This is a genomic window from Jatrophihabitans sp., assembly GCF_036000465.1.
In the GTDB taxonomy this organism is placed as follows: Bacteria; Actinomycetota; Actinomycetes; order Mycobacteriales; family Jatrophihabitantaceae; genus Jatrophihabitans.
Window position 1 is genome coordinate 1 of the sequence record NZ_DASYFV010000070.1, and the last position, 19,072, is coordinate 19,072.

20 protein-coding genes, 1 tRNA gene and 1 other RNA gene are annotated in these 19,072 nt (G+C 72.3%); 17 read left to right on the forward strand and 5 right to left on the reverse strand.

Features of this window, described 5'->3' with window-relative positions:
• On the reverse strand, positions 1–362 hold a 362-nt coding region (locus tag VGN18_RS18925), incomplete at its 3' end, for a DUF1206 domain-containing protein (RefSeq protein WP_327541282.1).
• A gap of 146 nt (positions 363–508) precedes the next feature.
• On the reverse strand, positions 509–1,069 hold the full coding sequence (locus tag VGN18_RS18930; RefSeq protein ID WP_327541283.1) for a YceI family protein: 561 nt from the start codon (positions 1,067–1,069) through the stop codon (positions 509–511).
• Positions 1,070–1,158: 89 nt separating this feature from the next.
• Between VGN18_RS18930 and VGN18_RS18935 the strand changes: the two genes are divergently transcribed.
• The 8 genes from VGN18_RS18935 to VGN18_RS18970 all read left to right on the forward strand — a co-directional run bounded on the left by VGN18_RS18935 (position 1,159) and on the right by VGN18_RS18970 (position 8,446).
• Positions 1,159–1,704: a MarR family winged helix-turn-helix transcriptional regulator gene (locus tag VGN18_RS18935; RefSeq protein ID WP_327541284.1), complete on the forward strand. Its 546-nt coding sequence runs from the start codon at positions 1,159–1,161 to the stop codon at positions 1,702–1,704.
• A gap of 73 nt (positions 1,705–1,777) precedes the next feature.
• Entirely contained in the window at positions 1,778–2,950 is a 1,173-nt protein-coding gene (locus tag VGN18_RS18940) for a fused response regulator/phosphatase (protein WP_327541285.1), read from the forward strand.
• Complete coding sequence (locus VGN18_RS18945) at positions 2,947–4,509, forward strand: sensor histidine kinase (RefSeq protein ID WP_327541286.1); 1,563 nt, start codon at positions 2,947–2,949, stop codon at positions 4,507–4,509. Before VGN18_RS18940 ends, VGN18_RS18945 begins: the two co-directional genes overlap by 4 nt.
• Positions 4,490–4,948: a response regulator gene (locus VGN18_RS18950; protein WP_327541287.1), complete on the forward strand. Its 459-nt coding sequence runs from the start codon at positions 4,490–4,492 to the stop codon at positions 4,946–4,948. Before VGN18_RS18945 ends, VGN18_RS18950 begins: the two co-directional genes overlap by 20 nt.
• 91 nt (positions 4,949–5,039) lie before the next feature.
• Positions 5,040–5,303 carry a hypothetical protein gene (locus VGN18_RS18955; protein WP_327541288.1) on the forward strand — a complete coding sequence of 88 codons (264 nt, stop codon included), beginning with the start codon at positions 5,040–5,042 and terminating at the stop codon, positions 5,301–5,303.
• Positions 5,304–5,415: 112 nt separating this feature from the next.
• Positions 5,416–6,324 carry an anti-sigma factor RsbA family regulatory protein gene (locus VGN18_RS18960; RefSeq protein WP_327541289.1) on the forward strand — a complete coding sequence of 303 codons (909 nt, stop codon included), beginning with the start codon at positions 5,416–5,418 and terminating at the stop codon, positions 6,322–6,324.
• 25 nt (positions 6,325–6,349) lie between these two features.
• Positions 6,350–7,201 (forward strand): alpha/beta fold hydrolase, encoded by an 852-nt coding sequence (locus tag VGN18_RS18965; protein ID WP_327541290.1) that lies wholly within the window; start codon positions 6,350–6,352, stop codon positions 7,199–7,201.
• Positions 7,202–7,243: 42 nt separating this feature from the next.
• Positions 7,244–8,446, forward strand: a complete 1,203-nt coding sequence (locus VGN18_RS18970; RefSeq protein WP_327541291.1) for an MFS transporter — start codon at positions 7,244–7,246, stop codon at positions 8,444–8,446.
• 57 nt (positions 8,447–8,503) lie between these two features.
• Here VGN18_RS18970 and VGN18_RS18975 read toward each other — a convergent pair.
• A tRNA-Ser gene (locus VGN18_RS18975) sits at positions 8,504–8,591 on the reverse strand.
• A 61-nt stretch (positions 8,592–8,652) separates the two neighbouring features.
• Here VGN18_RS18975 and ffs point away from each other — a divergent pair.
• Together ffs and VGN18_RS18985 are read left to right on the forward strand one after the other, a co-directional pair.
• An RNA gene (gene ffs, locus VGN18_RS18980) (signal recognition particle sRNA small type) lies at positions 8,653–8,749 on the forward strand.
• Between the two features lie 63 nt (positions 8,750–8,812).
• The gene (locus tag VGN18_RS18985; protein ID WP_327541292.1) at positions 8,813–10,723 is read left to right on the forward strand and encodes a DNA polymerase III subunit gamma and tau; all 1,911 of its coding nucleotides are present in this window, start codon (positions 8,813–8,815) and stop codon (positions 10,721–10,723) included.
• 97 nt (positions 10,724–10,820) lie between these two features.
• Here VGN18_RS18985 and VGN18_RS18990 read toward each other — a convergent pair whose 3' ends face one another.
• On the reverse strand, positions 10,821–11,477 hold the full coding sequence (locus VGN18_RS18990; protein ID WP_327541293.1) for an N-acetylmuramoyl-L-alanine amidase: 657 nt from the start codon (positions 11,475–11,477) through the stop codon (positions 10,821–10,823).
• On the opposite strand from VGN18_RS18990, the gene VGN18_RS18995 reads away from it, so the two are divergent.
• From VGN18_RS18995 to VGN18_RS19015, 5 genes are all read left to right on the forward strand, one after another.
• Positions 11,458–11,676, forward strand: a complete 219-nt coding sequence (locus tag VGN18_RS18995; protein ID WP_327541294.1) for a hypothetical protein — start codon at positions 11,458–11,460, stop codon at positions 11,674–11,676. The two genes, VGN18_RS18990 and VGN18_RS18995, sit on opposite strands and share 20 nt — an antisense overlap.
• A 242-nt stretch (positions 11,677–11,918) precedes the next feature.
• Entirely contained in the window at positions 11,919–12,248 is a 330-nt protein-coding gene (locus VGN18_RS19000; RefSeq protein WP_349259970.1) for a YbaB/EbfC family nucleoid-associated protein, read from the forward strand.
• Positions 12,249–12,269: 21 nt separating this feature from the next.
• Entirely contained in the window at positions 12,270–12,866 is a 597-nt protein-coding gene (gene recR, locus VGN18_RS19005) for a recombination mediator RecR (RefSeq protein ID WP_327541296.1), read from the forward strand.
• 6 nt (positions 12,867–12,872) lie between these two features.
• Entirely contained in the window at positions 12,873–13,835 is a 963-nt protein-coding gene (locus tag VGN18_RS19010) for a hypothetical protein (RefSeq protein WP_327541297.1), read from the forward strand.
• Positions 13,836–13,846: 11 nt separating this feature from the next.
• A complete protein-coding gene (locus VGN18_RS19015; protein WP_327541298.1) occupies positions 13,847–15,166 on the forward strand; it encodes a S8 family serine peptidase in 1,320 nt (439 codons plus the stop codon).
• 6 nt (positions 15,167–15,172) lie between these two features.
• Here the strand turns inward: VGN18_RS19015 and leuA are convergent, their stop codons facing one another.
• Complete coding sequence (gene leuA, locus VGN18_RS19020; protein ID WP_327541299.1) at positions 15,173–16,930, reverse strand: 2-isopropylmalate synthase; 1,758 nt, start codon at positions 16,928–16,930, stop codon at positions 15,173–15,175.
• Positions 16,931–17,120: 190 nt separating this feature from the next.
• Between leuA and VGN18_RS19025 the strand changes: the two genes are divergently transcribed.
• Positions 17,121–18,104, forward strand: coding sequence for a GDP-mannose 4,6-dehydratase (locus tag VGN18_RS19025; RefSeq protein ID WP_327541300.1), 984 nt, complete (start codon positions 17,121–17,123; stop codon positions 18,102–18,104).
• Between the two features lie 5 nt (positions 18,105–18,109).
• Positions 18,110–19,063 carry a GDP-mannose 4,6-dehydratase gene (locus VGN18_RS19030; RefSeq protein ID WP_327541301.1) on the forward strand — a complete coding sequence of 318 codons (954 nt, stop codon included), beginning with the start codon at positions 18,110–18,112 and terminating at the stop codon, positions 19,061–19,063.
• Positions 19,064–19,072 lie beyond the last annotated feature (9 nt).

Sequence of the window (19,072 nt, forward strand, 5' to 3'; positions counted from 1 at the left end):
GAGACGCACAGGGCGGCGTAGATGACCCCGCGAACGCCGGACTGCACGCGCGGGCCGGTCTCGTCGCCCTCCGCGGCGGTGCCGAAGGCCGCCTCGCTCAGGCGCCAGATGGCGTAGGCGGCGAAGCCGATGGCGAGCAGCCAGAGCAGCACGGTGCCGCCGGTGTTCGAGGCGATCTCGGCGAGCGCGCCGCGCTGGTTGGCCTGCTGGGAGTGGTGGCCGAGGGCGATCTGGACGGCGAGCCAGCCGATGACGAGGTAGACGAACGCGCGGGAGGCGAGGCCGAAGCGCGCCAGGCCGCGCATCGCGTCGCTGTTCGACACCTGCCGGGCCGAGGAGGTGACTTGTCCTGCAGCGGTCATGGGGTGCTCCGTCGGTCGGGCCGGGCGGGGCGTGGGGCCCCGCGGCATCTGCCGGGAGCGTGCCCAATGATCAAGATCGAATACCCGCAGGGACGCCGACGGCCCGCCCCTCGAGTGAGGAAACGGGCCGATCGGGACGAGTCGGATCAGGCGGACTTGATGGCCGAGATCTCGAACTCGAGGGTGATCTTGTCGCTGACGAGCACGCCGCCGGTCTCGAGCGCCGCGTTGTAGGTGACGCCGTACTCGGAGCGCACGATCTGGGTCGAGCCCTCGAAGCCGATGCGGTCGTTGCCGAACGGGTCCTTGGCCGCGCCCTGGAACTCGAGCGGGATGGTCACGGACTTCGTGACGTCCTTGATGGTGAGGTCGCCGGTGACCTGGAAGTCGTTGCCGCCGTCGTGCGCGATCGAGGTCGAGACGAAGGAGATGGTGGGGAACTTCTCGACGTCGAGGAAGTCGTTGGTGCGCAGGTGGTCGTCGCGCATCGAGTTGCGGGTGTCGATGCTGGCGACCTGCGCGGTGACGCTGACGCTGGACTTGCTCGGGTCCGTGCCGTCGATCGTGGTCGCGCCCTCGAACTCGTTGAAGTTGCCACGCACCTTGGTGACCATCGCGTGGCGGGCGACGAAGCCGAGCCGCGAGTGGGCCGGGTCGAGGGTGTAGGTGCCGGTGAGAGTGGTGAAGTCGGTGCTGGTGGCCGTCATGGTGACTCCTTTGAAGATGTTTGGTTGAACCGTCAACCAACACGGTAGGACGATTTAGATGATGTGTCAACCTGCTGTATGCTGGACGTATGTCACAGGACGAAGCCCTGGCCGAGCCGCGCTGGCTCGACGACCGCGAACAGGCGGCGTGGCGGGCGTACCTGGACATGAACGCCCGCCTGAACGCGCGACTCAACCGCGAGATGCAGGACGAGTGCGGCATGTCGATCGCCGACTTCTCCGTTCTCGTCCAGCTCAGCGAGCACGAGGGCGCGCGGATGCGGGTGCTCGAACTCGCCCGGGCGCTGCGGTGGGAGAAGAGCCGGCTGTCGCACCAGCTCACCCGCATGGGGCAGCGCGGGCTCATCGAGCGCTCCAACTGCACCGAGGACCGCCGGGGCGCCTTCGTGGTGCTGACCGACCCCGGCCGCGACGCCGTCGAGAGCGCCGCGCCGCGCCACGTCGAGTCGGTACGGCGCTACCTCTTCGACGGCCTGTCGACCGAACAGGTCGACGCGCTGGCCTCGATCTCCAGCGGCGTCATCTCCCGGCTCGACGACGCCTGCGGCGAGCAGATCGATGTCTGCGACACCGCGGGCGATCCGGGTGCGGCCCCGTCCGACTCCTGCGATTGACCCCCGCGGGCCGTAGAGTCTGCACACCCCGGCCGGGACACAACCGGCCGTTCGGCGGTCAGGAGGGCGACGGATGAGCTTCGTCGAGCCGGCGACCGCCGACGCGCTCGTGACCGTCCTGCTCGTCGAGGACGACCACGGCGACGCCGTCCTGGTGCAGGAGAGCCTGCGCGAGATGGGGCTCCCCTACGACTCGGTGAGCTGGGTCCGCAGCCTGAGCGATGCGCTCGCGGCGCTGCCGACCGTCCGCCCGCGCTGCATCCTGCTCGACCTCGGCCTGCCCGACACCGTCGGGTTCAGCGGTGTCCACGACCTCGTCGGGGCCGTCCCGGACACGGCCGTCATCGTGCTCACCGGCCGCCAGGAGCGCGACGGATCCGGCGCGCTCGGCGCCGGAGCCGAGGACTACCTGGTCAAGGACGCGATCACCCCGGCGATCCTGGAGCGGTCTATCCGCTACTCCCTCGAACGCAAGCGGGCCCAGGCCGCCCAGCAGCAACTGCTGGAGTTGAGCCTCGGCGCGGCCGAGCAGGCCCGCCTCGAGCGAGGGCTGCTGCCGCGCCCGCTGTTGCGCTCGGGCCGCATCGAGTGCGCGACCTACTACCGACCGGGGCGCGGCGACGCGGTTCTCGGGGGCGACTTCTACGACATCGTCGAGATCGAGGACGGCACCGTCCGCGCCGTCATCGGCGACGTCATGGGGCACGGACCCGACGAGGCCGCGCTGGGGATCCACCTGCGCGTGGCCTGGCGGGCGATGCTGCTGGCCGGCGTCCCCGACGAGCTGATCCTGCCTACCCTGGGCCGGTTGCTCGAGGCCGAGGAGGCCGAGCACCCCCGATTCGTCACGGTCTGCGACGTGACGATCGCCCCCGGCGCCCCGATGGCGGTCCGGCTGGCCGGTCATCCCGGACCGATCGTCTGCGACCGGTCCGGGGCGCGCTACCTCGAGCTCACCGTCGGCCCGCCGCTCGGGGTCCGGGTGCCCGGGACGCCGGAGTGGCCGCTCAGCCGGGCCGACGTGCCGGTCGGCTCCTCCGTCGTCCTCTACAGCGACGGCCTGCTCGAGGCCTACTCGTCCGACCCGGCCTCGGACGGCCTCGGCATCCCCGAACTCGTCGACGCCGTCGGGCGCGGCGCCGCAGACGGCCGGCCCGCCACGAGCTGGATCCAGACCCTCGTCACCGGCGCCCCGGTCGCGTCGGTCGACGACACGGCCGCCCTCGTGCTGACCCGGCGCGCGTGACCCCGGACGTGCCGGCCCCCCGGCCCGGTTGGACGCTGCGGCGCGGCATCGGGCGGACCTTCGTGATCCTGGCCGTCGTGCTCGGCGCGCTCGCGACCGTCCTGATCGTCTCGACCGTCTCGTTCGCGACCGCCGGGAACAGCGTCATCTACCGCTGGCAACCGGCGGCGGCCGCGGGCCAGCGCCTGCTCGCCGACCTGGTGAACCAGGAGACCGGGGTGCGGGGCTACCTGCTCTCCCGCCAGCCCGACGCGCTCCGGCCCTACACCGACTACCTCGCCGCCGAGCGGGTCGACCGCGTCACCCTGACCGGCCTCGTCCGAGGTGACGCCGCCGCCATGAGCGCCCTGGCCGACGTCGAGGGCGCCGCTGCCGTCTGGCAGCGCGAGATCGCCCGGCCCCTCGTCAGCCAGGTGCAGAGCGGCCGGCGGCCCGACAGCAGCGCGCTCGACGCCGGCCGGTCGCGCTTCGACGACATCCGGACGGCGAGTGCCGTGCTGTCGCGCGTCGTCGCCGGGCGCACCACGGAAGCCCGCGACGCCCGCTCCCGCGACGGCTCCTACGCCGGCGTCGCGCTCGGATTGTTCCTCGCCATCGTCGTCGCGGCCGCCGTCGCCCTGTGGCGCGGCCTGCACCGGTGGGTGCTGCGCCCGATCGACTCCCTCGGCGAGCAGACGCGGCACGTCGCCCGGGGCGAACTGGCACGGCCGATCACCCCGAGCGGGCCTCGCGAACTCACCGAACTGGGTTCGGACGTGGAGGACATGCGGGCCCAGATCGTGGCTCAGCTCGATCGCCTCAGCGAGGCCTTCGACGACCTGCAGCGACAGGGCGACGAGCTCGAACGGTCCAACGCCGACCTGCAGCAGTTCGCGTACGTCGCCTCGCACGACCTGTCCGAGCCGCTACGCAAGGTCGCCAACTTCTGCCAGCTGCTCGAGCGGCAGTACGGCCCGCAGCTCGACGACCGCGCCCGCCAGTACATCGACTTCGCCGTCGACGGGGCCAAGCGCATGCAGGTGCTCATCGGCGACCTGCTCGCCCTCTCGCGGGTCGGGCGCAGTACCGAGGAGTTCCGTCCGCTCGACCTCGGCGCGATCCTCGACCAGGCGGTCGAGACGCTGTCGGATCGCATCGCCGCCGAGGGGGCGACCGTCGAGCGCCCGGACCGGTTGCCGACGGTGGACGGCGACCGCGCGCTGCTCACCTCGCTCTGGCAGAACCTCGTCGGGAACGCGGTGAAGTACCACCGAGACGGCGTGCCGCCGGTCATCACCGTCTCGGTCGAGCACGACGCCGACGAGCAGCGGTGGACGTTCACGGTGGCCGACAACGGCATCGGCATCGACCCGCAGTACGCCGAGCGCATCTTCGCGGTGTTCCAGCGCCTGCACCTGCGCGACCAGTACGGCGGCACCGGCATCGGGCTGGCCCTGTGCCGCAAGATCGTCGAGTTCCACGGCGGGACCATCTGGCTCGATCACGTAGAGTCCCGCCCAGGTGCGATCTTCCGATTCACCCTTCCGGAAGGCGGATCAGGTGCCCGGCACTCTCTCTGACGGTCCCCGTCGCCAGCTCGGCGTCCTTCTCGTCGAGGACGATCCGGGCGATGTGCTCATCGCCCAGGAGGCGCTGGCCGCCGGCGACGTCGTCTCCCGGCTCGATGTCGTGTCCGACGGTGTCGAGGCGATGGCCTTCCTGCGCAACGAGGACGACTATGCCGACGCGGCGCGTCCGGATCTCATCCTGCTCGACCTCAACCTGCCGCGGATGTCCGGGCACGAGGTGCTCGAGGCGGTCAAGAACGACCCGACGCTGCGCAAGATCCCGATCGTCGTGCTCACGACCTCCGGCGCGATCGAGGACGTCACCCGCAGCTACGACAACCACGCCAACATCTACGTCACCAAGCCGGTCGATTTCGACCGGTTCACCGAGGTCGTCAAGCAGATCGACGAGTTCTTCGTGCGCGTGGCCGAGCTGCCGCCGGCGAACTGAAGATCAGGGCCGATCCGCGCCCCGATCGAACACCGGAATCTTCTTGGGATCGGTGAGTTAGAGCACCGAATGCCTCGGGAATGGTGCTGCCATGACAGCGCGAGTGGGGACCATGTCCGTCGACGGCACGCCGATCTCCCGGGCCGACCTGGCCCGCATCGAGGCCGAGGAACGACTGCACGCCGAGCAGCAGAAGAGTGCCGTCCGGGTCGTCGCCGCCGCGGCGACCGACGCCGACGAGTGCCGCATGCTGCTGTCGATGCTGGGGCTCACCCCCGACGTCGTGTCGGCCGCTCGCGGAGACATGACCTCCCCGGCCGTCAAGCGCCCGCGCAAGCGCCGCGCCGCCGCCTGATCGTCAGATCTCCCCCTAGCGCCCAATATTCTGGGCGCGACCGGTTTGCCTGCTCGCGTTTCGGGCACGCTCCCCGGGGACAGCTCCACCGACCCATGGGACGTTGACGACGATGCAGGACCTCTTCCAGCACGAGGCGCTGCCCTACGCGGGCCGCGCCGATTTCGTGCCGTCCTGCGTGTCGCTGGTCCGCGACGGGCTGGCGCGTGACGAGCGACTGATCATCCTCGCGGCCGGCGAGAAGCTCGACGACGTCCGGGACGAGTTGGGTGCCGAGGCCGAGGACGTCACCTTCGTCTCGACCGATCAGCATGGTCGCAACCCGTGCCGGATCACCACCATGCTGCACAGCTTCCAGGCCGCCGGCGACGGCCGGCACTCGCTCGGCCTCAACGAGACCGTCTTCCGGGGACGCAGCCCCGCCGCGCACGCCGAGGCCCAGCTGTCGGACTTCGTGCTCAACGACCCGTCGCTGCGCACCTGGCCGCTGTCGGTCGTGTGCCTCTACGACTCCGCCACGCTGGACGCGGACAGCCTGCAGACGATGCGCCGCAGCCATTCCGTGATCCGCGGCGAGGGGGCCAACGCGGACTTCCAGCCCGACCTCGGCGCCTCGCTGTACTCCACGATGCCCGACGCCGTCCCCCCGGCCGCGGCCCACTTCGTCATCGACACCCCCGAGCTCGGTGAGGTGCGGTCCTTCGTGCGCACCGCCGCCAACGCGGCCGGAGTCTCGCCCGAGCGCGTCGACGACCTCGTGCTGGCGGTGAACGAGATCGTCACCAACAGCCTGCGTCACGGCGGTGGCCGCGCGTCGATGGCGGTGTGGGTGCAGGACGACGCCGTCGTGTGCGAGGTGCGCGACCGTGGCTACATCCAGGACCCGCTCGCCGGTCGCTTCGCCCCGCCGCCGGCGGCCACCAGCGGGCGCGGGCTGTGGCTCGCCAACCATCTGTGCGACCTCGTCCAGGTCCGCTCGTCCCCCGCCGGCACGGTCGTGCGGATGTACGTCGACCTCTGATCCGGCCACTGGGTATTTTCGGCGGGTGAGCGAACCCATCGCGCGGACGGTCCTGGCCGGTGGCCACGCGATCGCCTACGTCGAAGCGGGGCCGATCGACGGCCCGGTGGTCGTGCTGCTGCACGGGCTCGCCTCGGACAGCAACACCTGGGACCGCACCATCGTCCCGCTCGCCGCGCACGGGGCGCGCGTGCTGGCCGTCGACCTCATCGGGCACGGCCGCTCGGACAAGCCGGCACGCTCCTACCTGCTCGACGACTTCGCCGACTCGCTGCGCGACGTGCTGGACGCGCTGGGCATCGACACCGTCACCATCTGCGGGCACTCCCTCGGCGGCGCGATCGCCGTCCACTTCGGGGGCAGCCACCCCGAACGGCTGGAACGGCTCGTGCTGGTGTCGGCCGGCGGGCTGGGCCGCGAGGTGCACCCGCTGCTGCGGGCCGCGGCGCTGCCGGTGGCGCCGGCCGTGCTGCGGGTCGCGACGACGCAGCGGATGCGCCGCGTCTACGCCCATCCGCGGCTGCACCGCACGCTGCGGCTCACGAGCGACAATGTCACCAACCTGCGCCGGGCCGGCCGCGCGCTGGGCACCGCCGAGGGGCAGGCGGCATTCTTCGCCGCGCTGCGGGGGGTCATCGAGCCGGCGGGTCAGCGGGGCAACTTCATGGACATGGGGACGCTCAGCGAGAAGGTGCCGACCCTGCTCATCTGGAACGAGCGCGACCCGGTTATCCCGGTGGCGCACGCGCATGCGGCGCAGCGACACCTGCCGTCGAGCCGGCTCGTCGTGTTCGCCGGTGCCGGCCACGAGCCGCACCGCCGCGAGCCGCAACGGTTCGCCGACGAGGTCGCCCGATTCTTGGGTCTCATTAAATAAGATGCTCGTCTCTACTAGTGGGACGAGGTCTATGCTCGCCGGGTGAGCGACAGTCGGCGGTGGACGATCCTCGCCGTCGGCACGGCGGCCCAGGCCGCGACCTGCTGCTTCCTGTACGGCATCCCGATGCTGGTGCCGGCGCTGCGGGCCGCGGGGCTCAGCCTCTTCGCCGCGAGCCTCGTCGTGTCGGCCCCGATGGCCGGGCTGCTGGTCACCCTGATCGCGTGGGGTGCCGCGGCCGACCGGCACGGCGAGCGGGTCGTCATCGCCACCGGAGTCGGCATCGCCGCCGGACTGCTGGCCCTGGCCGCGGTCGTGCCGTCGGTCTGGGCCCTCGGCCTGTTGCTGGCCCTGGCCGGGGCGTTCGGGGCGTCGGTCAACGCGGCGAGCGGGCGGGTCGTGATGGGCTGGTTCCCGCCGTCGGAACGGGGCCTGGCGATGGGCGCCCGGCAGACCGCCCAGCCGCTCGGGGTGGCCCTGGCCGCGCTCGCCCTGCCGCCGCTGGCCCATGCGCACGGGGCGCACGTGGCCCTGCTCTTCCCCGCCCTGCTCTGCCTGGTCGCCGCCGCGGCCGTCGTCGCGCTCGTGGCCGACCCGCCCCGTCCGCAGCGGGTGCCCGGGGCAGCGCCGGTCGGCTCGCCCTACCGTGGCTCGCGGCAGCTGGCCCGCATCCACCTGGCCAGCTCGATGCTGGTCGTCCCGCAGTTCGCCGTCGCCACGTTCACCCTCGTCTACCTCGTCGGGCAGCGGCACTGGGATCCCGCCGTCGCCGGTCGGCTGATCTTCGGCTTCCAGGCGGCGGGCGCGGCCGGTCGGGTGGTGTCGGGTGTCTGGTCGGATCGCGTGCGCAGCCGCCTGCGGCCCATGCGCCAGCTCGCGGTGGCGAGCGCGACGCTGATGCTCGTCATCGCCCTCGGCGCGGCGACCGGGCTCTGGTTCGTCATCGCCGGATTCGGGTTGGGTGCGCTGATCACCGTCGCCGACAACGGGCTGGCCTACACCGCGGTGGCCGAGCTCGCCGGGCCCGAGTGGGCCGGCCGCGCGCTCGGGGTGCAGAACACGGTGCAGAACGTGGCCGCGGTGGCGACCGCGCCGGTGCTGGCCGCGGTGATCGGCGAGGGGCGGTACGCGCTGGGTTTCGCGCTCGTCGCGGTCTTCCCGCTGCTCGCGGTCCCGCTCACGCCGGTACGGGCCGAGCGCCGGGCAGTGGTCCAGGACGTCGCTCGGCTGGATTCGGTCAGGTAGGAGCAGCGGGAGCGCGAACGGCCCGGCGCCCGATGGCGCCGGGCCGTCACGTTCGGCTGGCGGAGGATATGGGATTTGAACCCATGAGGGGTTGCCCCCAACCCGCGTTCCAGGCGAGCGCCATAGGCCACTAGGCGAATCCTCCGTCGATGAGGATACGGGGCGGGCCCGGGCGGCCCCAACACCGGATGGCCGTAGAGTGAGCGGTCGACCCCCCGTGCGGCGTTCATCCTGCGAACCTCCCCAGGGCCGGAAGGCAGCAAGGATAAGCAGGCTCTGACGGGTGCGCGGGGGGTCCCTTTCATTGGTGGCGACGGGCAACCGGGCGGCGTGACGGCTGTCGGTGGTGCTGGTTAGGGTCGACGCGTGACAGAGGTCAGCCCGGGGGCGAGCAATCTCGCGCTGTACCGCAAGTACCGCTCGGCCACCTTCGCCGAGGTCATCGGCCAGGAGCACGTCACCGACCCGCTGCGGGCCGCGCTGGCGGCCAGGCGCATCAACCACGCTTACCTGTTCAGCGGCCCGCGCGGCTGTGGCAAGACCTCGAGCGCGCGCATCCTCGCCCGCAGCCTGAACTGCCTGCAGGGCCCGACGCCCGATCCGTGCGGGGTCTGCGACTCGTGCCGCGAGCTCGCGCCCAACGGCCCCGGTTCGATCGACGTCATCGAGATCGACGCCGCCAGCCACAACGGCGTCGACGACGCGCGCGACCTGCGCGAGCGGGCCTTCTTCGCGCCGGTGCGCGACCGCTACAAGGTCTACATCATCGACGAGGCCCACATGGTCACGACGGCGGCGTTCAACGCGCTGCTGAAGCTCGTCGAGGAGCCGCCGGACTTCCTGGTGTTCGTCTTCGCGACGACCGAGCCCGACAAGGTGCTGACCACGATCCGGTCGCGCACTCACCACTACCCGTTCCGGCTGATCCCGCCGCAGGCGCTGCGGGCGCACCTGGACACCATCGTCACGGCCGAGGGCATCGCGGTCGAGCCGGCCGTGCTGCCGCTCGTCGTGCGCGCCGGCGGCGGTTCGGCGCGTGACTCGCTGTCGATCCTCGACCAGCTGCTCGCCGGCGCCGGGCCCGACGGCGTCACCTACGCCCGCGCGGTGGCGCTGCTCGGCGTCACCGACGGCGCGCTGCTCGACGACATGGTCGACGCCCTCGCGGCCGGTGACGCCGCGGGCGTCTACGGCACGGTCGACCGCGTCGTCGAGGCCGGGCACGACCCGCGCCGGTTCTCGATCGACCTGCTCGACCGCTTCCGCGACCTCATCCTGCTCGACGCCGTGCCCGATGCCGGCGAGCGCGGGTTGATCGACGTCCCGCAGGACCAGCTCGAGCAGATGGCCGATCAGGCCGTGCGGCTCGGCGGGGCCACCCTCACCCGCTTCGCCGAGATCGTGCACACCGCGCTCATCGAGATGCGGGGGACGACCTCGCCGCGGCTGGTTCTCGAACTGCTCTGCGCCCGGATGATGCTGCCCGACGCCACCGCCGATGCCGCCGCGGTGCTGCAGCGGCTCGAACGGCTCGAGCGGCGGATGACCGCGTCGGGTGGCAGCGCGCCCGCCGAGGCACCGCCGAAGGCCGGGCCCGTGACGTCCCCGCCCGCCAAGGTGGCACCAGAGAAACCCGCGCCCGAGAAGCCCGCACCTGCCCAGGCCGCGCCGGTGAAGGCCGCGGCCCCGGAGCGTCCGGCCGAGCGTTCGCCGGCCCGCAGCCCGGAGACCGCGACAATCCAGCCCGAGAGCGAACGTCCGGCAGCCACCGTCGCGGCCGCGCGACCCGAGCCCGAGCCGGCGCCGCCCGCGGCCGACGGTGCGCTCGACGCGAACGCGCTGCGCCGGCTCTGGCCCGAGATCCTCGAGGTCGTCAAGCAGTCGAGCCGGCGCACCCGGGCGCTGCTCGACAACGCCCAGATCGCCGAGGTCGACGGCGAGCTGGTCCGGCTCTCGGCGCCGAACGCGCTGGCCAAGATGATCGCCGAGGACAGCAACACCAACGTCCTCAAGGCGGCGTTGACCAGCGTGGTCGGCGGTTCGTGGCGCATCGGGGTGGCCGGGGGCGCGACGACGTCGGCCGCGTCCACACCCGAGCCGGCGCGAGGTGGGGGCGGGCGTCCGGCCGCGCCGCCACCCGAGCCCGACCCGCGCGACGACGACCCCGAACCACCCGACGACGACGAGGGTGCGCCGCCCCCGCCGGTCATCGACCCCGAGGTCGAGGCGCTGAAGCTGCTGCGCGATCGCCTGGGCGCGCGACCGCTCGAGAGCTGAGTCGCCTCTCACCCGGTCGAACCGTTCGGCAGTTTGACGAGAAGGACACGAACCTGCGTGTCTGCGGGTTTGCCCGCGCTGAACAGCGGTGCCCGGGTCAGCCGTTGAGGTAGGCGAGAATCCCGGCGGCCACGGCACGGGCGATCTGCTCGCGGCCCGACGCCGACGACAGCTGGGCCGCGTCACCCGAGTTGCGCATGTTGCCGAGCTCCAGGAACGTCGCCGGACGCCGCGCGAGGTTCAGCCCGGCCAGGTCGCTGCGGTAGTAGTAGCCGTTCTGGCCGATGTAGGTCGACGGCACGAGCCCCGACGAGGCGACGAGCGCGTCGTGGATCGCGTGGCCGAGCCGGTCGGACTTCGCGACGGTGGCCTGCGTCGCGCCGTCGGGGGTGCGGCTGTCCTGGTTGACGTGGAAGCCGTGCCCGGCCGAGGGAGCGCCGTCGGCGTGGATCGAGACGACGGCGACGACGTTCGACGCGTTGCCGATCGCGGCCCGCTCGTCGACGCACGGCCCGACGCCGGTGTCGTCATAGCGAGTCATGACCACGCGCACGCCGTGCGCGCGCAGGATGCTGCGCACGCGCAGCGAGACGTCGAAGGTGAACGCGTGCTCCGGGTAGCCGGCGTCGGTGTTCGTGCCGGTCGTGTCGCAGGCCTTGTAGGCACCGAAGCCGGCGGGCACCTGCCGATTGATCTCGGCGGTGTGGGTGGCGTTGCCGCCGTTGTGACCCGGGTTGAGGACGACGGTCGGCACCCCGCTGACCGTCGGCAGGGGCGGCACCGGCCGGGTGGACCTGGACGGCGGGGCCGCGGGCCCGGTGGGCCTCGCCGGGGCCGTGGTCGTCCGGCGCGCGCTGGTCGACGGCTTCGCTGTCGTGCTCGGCGCCGCGGGCCGCGACGAGGTCGACGGCGCGGCGCTGGTCGTCGGGGTGGTCGACGCCGCCGAGGGGTGACCGCTCGTGGTGGCCGAACTGCAGGCGGCGAGCGACGCCACGGCGGCAATCATCAGGAACCGGCGCATCGCTCCAGCCTCGCACGTCGCCTCGAGGCGGCGGGTCGGACGGGCCGGTTACCCTTGGGGCGATCTCAGCGAACACGACAGACAGCGCACACGACAGTCAGCGCACACGACAGAACGTGGGGACGGACCTTGAGCCAGCGTGGCGGAGGATTCAGCGGCGGCGGCCAGCCGAACATGCAGCAGCTGATGAAGCAGGCGCAGAAGATGCAGCAGCAGCTCGAGGCCGCGCAGGCCGAGCTCGCGGCGGCCGAGGTCACCGGCACGGCCGGTGGCGGGCTCGTTTCGGCCACCGTCACCGGGGCCGGCGAACTGCTCTCGCTGACCATCGACCCGAAGGCGGTCGACCCCGACGACGTCGAGACGCTTCAGGACCTCGTGGTCGCCGCGATCCGCGACGCCAACCGCGCCGTCGCCGACCTCGCGGCCGAGAAGATGGGTCCGGTCACCGGGGGCATGGGCGGCCTCGGCGGCGGGCTCGGTGGCCTCGGGCTGCCGGGTCTCTAAGCCTCCCGACCGGGTCCGACCATGTACGAGGGTGCCGTCCAGGACCTCATCGACGAGCTCGGCCGGTTGCCGGGGGTGGGGCCGAAGAGCGCCCAGCGCATCGCGTTCCACCTGCTGGCGACCGAGGCCGTCGACGTCGAACGGCTCGCGCACACGCTGCTGCGGGTGAAGAACGAGGTCAAGTTCTGCGCCATCTGCGGCAACGTCGCGCAGGCCGAGGTGTGCCGCATCTGCAACGACCCGCGTCGCGACCTCACGGTCATCTGCGTCGTCGAGGAGCCGAAGGACGTCGTCGCCATCGAGCGGACGCGGGAGTTCCGGGGCCGCTACCACGTGCTCGGCGGCGCGATCAGCCCCATCGACGGTGTCGGCCCCGACGACCTGCGCATCCGCGAGCTGCTGACCCGGCTGCGCGACGGCGTGGTCACCGAGCTGATCCTGGCCACCGACCCGAACCTCGAGGGCGAGGCCACCGCCACCTACCTGGCCCGGCTGCTCATGCCGATGGGGCTCACCGTCACCCGGCTGGCCAGTGGGCTCCCCGTCGGCGGCGACCTCGAGTACGCCGACGAGGTCACCCTCGGGCGAGCCTTCTCCGGCCGCCGCCGGGTGGAGTAGCCACCCATGAGTTCCGCGCCGGCGCCGCGCCGGCACCCGCGGGCGTACTGGTCGGCGGTCCTGCTCACGGTCGCCCTGATCGTGGGCGGCACGCTCGTCGCGATCCGGTCCTACCTCGACTCGAGCGGCCCCGACGGCGTCGTCGCCCGTTACTTCGCCGCGCTCGCCGCGGGCGATGCCCCGGCCGCGCTCGCCCTCGGACCGGTCCCCGATGCGCCGCACACGTTCCTCACCTCGACCGTGCTGCGCGACCAGCTCGGCCTCGCCCCGATCCGCGACATCACCGTCGACCGGGTCGAGCAGCACGGGGCGACCGCGACCGTGCGGGTCGAGTACGCCCTCGCGTTCCGCAGCGGCTCGGTGCCGGTGCACGACGCCGTCCCGACCCGGCTCGTCGGCGGCACGTGGCAGCTGGCGCGCTCGGCCGCGGCGACCCAGCTGCAGGTCGTGCGCGGGGCCGATCGGGCGACGATCGCCGGCGGCCCGATCCCGGACGGCACCGTGGGCCTCTTCCCGGGGGCGGTGCCGATCCGGTTCGACACCGGCTACCTCGAACTCGACCCGGAACACTCGGCGGTGACCTTCGCCGGCGACCCGACCACCCAGGTGTTTCCCCGGGTCTCGGACGCCGGCGAACGGGCCGTCGTCGCCGCCGTGGCCACCGCGCTGCGGCGTTGCCTCGCCGGAGCCGCCGATCTGCGCTGCCCGCTGCCCGACGGCGGGCGGGCCGTGCCGGGCAGCGTCCGCGGCCGGCTCGCCTCCGACCTGACCCAGGGTGTCTCCGTCGATCTCGCCGACGGTGCGGCCGGGGCGCTCAAGGTGACCGGTGACGTGAAGGTGCACGGAAGCTACCGCACGCTCTCCTTCCGCAACGTCACGACGACCACGACCGGCATATTCACCCTGCCGGTGCTGGCCACGACGTACGCGCGCGCACCGGTCGTGACCAGCTGGGACCCGCCGCTGTGAGAGTCCGGAGGGTGGTGCCTGCGCTGGCGGCGGCGCTCGTGCTCGTTGCCTCCGTGCCGGCTGCGGCCGCGCCCGGGCCCACCGGGGCGCCGGAGTACTGGTTCGACGCCTGGCAGGTCGAGCGGCTGTGGGCCGACGGTGCGCACGGCCAGGGCGTCACCATCGCCGAGATCGACACCGGCGTCAACGCCGCCCTGCCCGAACTCGCCGGGCGCATCCTCTCCGGAACCGATCTCGGGGCGGGGGGCAACGGCCAGACCGACCGCGAGATCGACCAATTCGGGCACGGCACGGCGATGGCGTCGATCATGGTCGCCCGCCCGGGCACGCTCGACATCACCGGGCTCGCGCCGGACGCGAAGGTGCTGCCCGTCGCCGTCCCGCTCGACGGCACGACCGACGCCGGCCGACCCGACCGCCTCGACGACGCCGTCCGCTACGCCGCCGACCACGGCGCCAAGATCATCAGTATGTCGGTGGGCGGCAAGCGCCTGCCCAGCGACGGCGCGCCGTGCTCGCCCGAGGAGCAGGCGGCGGTGTTCCACGCGCTCGCCAAGGGCGCGATCGTCATCGCGGCCGTCGGGAACACCGGACCGACGCAGAACACGGTCGAGGAGCCGGCGTCGTGCCTGGGCGTCGTCTCGGTCGGCGCGGTCGACCGCTCCGGCTCGGTCGCCCGCTTCTCGGGGCGGCAGCCCTACCTGTCGATGGTCGCGCCCGGGGTGAACATCCCCTCGCTCGGACGGGTGCCGGGGCAGGCCTATTCGGGTGACGGCACGAGCCAGGCCACCGCGCTCGTGTCGGCCGCGGCGGCGCTGGTGTGGTCGAAGTACCCGACGCTCTCGGGCCGGCAGGTCGTCACCCGGCTGCTGCAGACCCTTGACGACCGGCGCAGCCCGCCCGGCCCCGACTACGGCTACGGACGTCTCAACGCCTACGCCGCGGTCACCGCCGCCGTGCCGGCGAACGCCCCGAACCCGGTCTACGACCGCTCGGGCCCGTTCCAGCAGCGGGCCGACTCGTTCGCGAAGGGGTCCGGTCTGACGGCGCCCGCGCCCGCGGCCCGCGGGGCCGGCGACACCGGCGACTACCGCGTCGGCGCCGCCCCCGGCCTGAACCGGGCGGCGTACCTCGGCGCGGGCGCCGCCGTGATCGGCGTCGCCGCCCTCGTGGTGCTGTGGACGGTCGGCGTCCGCCGCCGGCGGGCCCGAAGAGCGTTTGCCGCTGCCGGACCCTGGGCGGTCGGCTGGCCGCCGCCCCCGCCGGCGGTCGCGCCGACGGGGGAGCGGCCCCGGCCCCGTCCGGGCCCGGTACCGCCGCCCGTCGAGTGACGCCGGTCAGGCCGCCTTGCGGCGCCGCGCGGCGCGGTTGAGCGCGCTGACGACGGCCCGCAGCGAGGCCTGCACGATCGACTCGTTGATGCCGACGCCCCAGAAGACGTCGTCGCCGATCTCGATCTCGAGGTAGGCCGCCGCCTGCGCGTCACCGCCGGAGGTGAGCGCGTGCTCGCTGTAGTCGAGCACCCGCACGTTCACCCCGCCGAGGCCGAGATCGACGTCGGACAGCGCGGTGCAGAACGCCGCGATCGGGCCGTTGCCGACGCCGGTGATCTGGTGCTCGGTGCCGAACGCCCGCACCGTCGCGGTGATCTTCTCGACGTTGTCGTCGCTCGTGGAGCCGAACTTGACCAGGCCGAAGTCGCCCGGCGCGAGGTACTCGTTCTCGAAGATGCGCCACATCGCGGCCGGCTCGACCTCGCCGCCCTCGTTGTCGGTGTGCGACTGGATGACGTGGCTGAACTCGATCTGCGCGCGGCGGGGCAGGTCGAGCTTGTGGTCCATCTTCATGATGTAGGCGACGCCGCCCTTGCCGGACTGCGAGTTCACCCGGATCACCGCCTCGTACGAGCGGCCGACGTCCTTCGGGTCGATCGGCAGGTACGGGATGTCCCACCGCATGTCGCCGATCGGCGTGCCGGTCTCGGCGGCGCGGCGGGCCAGATCGTCGAAGCCCTTCTTGATCGCGTCCTGGTGGGAGCCGGAGAACGAGGTGTAGACGAGGTCGCCCGCGTACGGGTGCCGCTCGTGGACGTCGATGCGGTTGCAGTACTCGGCGGTGCGGCGGATCTCGTCGATGTCGCTGAAGTCGATCATCGGGTTGACGCCCTGGCTGTACAGGTTCAGCCCCAGCGTGACGAGGTCGACGTTGCCGCTGCGCTCGCCGTTGCCGAACAGGCAGCCCTCGACGCGCTGGGCGCCGGCCAGCACGGCCAACTCGGCGTCGGCGGTGGCGGTGCCGCGGTCGTTGTGCGTGTGCACGGACAGGCAGACATGCTCGCGCCGGGAGAAGTGCCGCGACATCCACTCGATCTGGTCGGCGTAGACGTTCGGGGTCGAGCGCTCGACGGTGCAGGGCAGGTTGATGACGATCTCGCGGTCGGGCCCGGGCTGCCAGACGTCCATGACGCCCTCGCAGATCTCCAGCGAGAAGTCGAGCTCGGTGTCCATGAAGATCTCGGGGGAGTACTCGAGACCGAACTCGGTGTCCTGCAGGTGGATGTCGGCGTACTTCATGATCGCCTGGACGCCGTCGACGGCGACGGCGCGACACTCGGCGCGTCCGTCCCCTTCGAAGCCGAAGACGACCCGACGGAAGACCGGGGCGGCGGCGTTGTACATGTGGATCGTCGCCTGCGGCGCGCCGATCAGCGACTGCACGCTGCGCTCGATGAGCTCCTCGCGGGCCTGCGTCAGCACCGAGATGCGGACGTCGTCGGGGATGCGATCGCCCTCGATGAGGCTGCGGATGAAGTCGAAGTCGGTCTGGCTCGCGGCCGGGAAGCCGACCTCGATCTCCTTGTAGCCCATGCGGACCAGCAGGTCGAACATGGCGTTCTTGCGGGCGGCGTTCATCGGGTCGATGAGCGCCTGGTTGCCGTCGCGCAGGTCGGTCGACAGCCAGCGCGGGGGGGCGGTGATGGTGCGCGACGGCCAGGTGCGGTCGGGCAGGTCGACGGCCGGGAAAGCCCGGTAACGGTGGCACGGCATGCCCGAGGGGCGCTGCGGGCTCGGGGCGCGGTTGATGCGGGTGGTCATGACGAGAGGCTCCTGAGGTGATCCGAGGGGAGCGGTCGGCGCGCAGTGGAACACCCGCGACGAGGGGCCGACCGGCGGATTACCGGGCCTCGCCGCGGCCGCGAAGGAGCAGCGCGCGCGTCATGGTGCAGTCAGGCTAACCCACCGGGGGCCACCGATACACTCCCGCCACCGCGCGAAGGAGGCGTCTGTGCCGAGAGCACTGATCACCGGTATCACCGGGCAGGACGGGCTGTACCTGTCCGAGTTGCTGCTGGACAAGGGCTACGAGGTCTACGGACTCATCCGGGGGCAGAACAACCCGAAGGCCGACCTGGTCGCGCGGACGGTGCCGGGGGTCGAGGTGCTGACCGGCGACCTCACCGACATGTCGAGCCTCCTGCGCGCGCTGCGCGTCGCGGCCCCCGACGAGGTCTACAACCTCGGCGCGGTCAGCTTCGTCGCCTACTCCTGGGAGCAGGCCTCGCTCACGACCGAGGTCACGGCCAAGGGTGTGCTGAACCTGCTCGAGGCGGTCCGCCTCTACTCGGGCGACGACGCCGGGAAGGTGCGCTTCTACCAGGCGTCCAGCTCGGAGATGTTCGGCAAGGTGCAGCAGGTCCCGCAGAACGAGGGCACCCTGCTGTGGCCGCGCTCGCCCTACGGGGTGGCGAAGGTCTTCGGCCACTACATCACCATCAACTACCGCGAGTCCTACGGCATGCACGCGTCGAGCGGCATCCTGTTCAACCACGAGTCGCCCCGGCGCGGACCCGAGTTCGTCACCCGCAAGGTCTCGACGGCGGTGGCGTCGATCGAGCTCGGGCGGCAGGACAAGATCGTCATGGGCAACCTCGACGCCCGTCGCGACTGGGGTTTCGCCGGCGACTACGTCGACGCGATGTGGCGCATGCTGCAGCAGCCCGAGGGCGGTGAGTTCGTCGTGTCGACCGGCGAGACGCACTCCATCCGTGACCTGCTGACCGCCGCGTTCGCCGTCGTCGGCATCGACGACTGGGAGCGTTACGTCGAGCAGGACAAACGCTTCTTCCGCCCGGCCGAGGTCGACCTGCTGGTCGGTGACGCGACCCGGGCCCGCGAGGTGCTCGGGTGGAAGCCGACGGTCGACTTCGCCGGGCTGGTGTCGATGATGGTGGAGGCCGACCTGCAGCGGCTGAAGCGCGGGGAACGCTGACCGGAGTGCGCGCGCTCATCACGGGCGTCACGGGTCAGGACGGCTGGTACCTGAGCGAGCTCCTCGTCGCCCAGGGGCACGAGGTGTTCGGACTGGTGGTCGACCTCGACACCGCCCAGCTGCCGCCCGGCGTCCGCCCCCTGTCCGGAGACATGAGCGACACCGCGTCGCTGGCCGCGGCGCTCGACGACTGCCGGCCGGCCGAGCTGTACAACCTCGCCTCGATCTCGTCCGTCGCCCGGTCGTGGAACGACCCGGCCCTCGTCGCCGACGTGAACGGGGTCGGCGTGCTGCGGCTGCTCGACCAGCTCCGCCGCCGGGACTGGACGCACGTCCGGTTCGTCCAGGCCGGCAGCGCCGAGATCTTCGGCGACGCGGCCGCGCCGCAGAGTGAGGCGACCCCGCTGCGGCCGGTGACGCCCTACGGCGTGGCCAAGGCGCTGGCCCAGCACGCCGTGCTCGCCTACCGGACGTCCGGGCTGTGGGCGGCGTCGGTGATCCTCTACAACCACGAGTCACCCCGCCGGCCGGTTGGTTTCGTGACCCGCAAGATCACCAAGGCGGTGGCCGGCATCGCGACCGGCGCGCGGGAGCCGCTCGTGCTCGGGACGCTCGACGTGCGGCGCGACTGGGGATTCGCCGGTGACTACGCCGAGGCGATGACGCTCGTGGCGCGCCACGAGCGGCCGGACGACTTCGTCGTCAGCAGCGGCGTGAGCCACACGATCGCGGAATTCGTCGCCGCCGCTTTCGCCCACGTGGGCATCGACGACTGGCGTCCCTGGGTGCGGATCGACGCCGACCTCCGGCGGCCGGCCGACGCCGCGGAGCAGCGCGGAGATTCGCGGCACATCCGGGAAACCCTGGGCTGGCGCCCGCGGATCGACTTCCAGCAGCTGGTCGCCGCCATGGTCGACGCCGACCTCGCCCGGATCGGCGCCACTGAATCAGTCGAATAAGTCGCGACA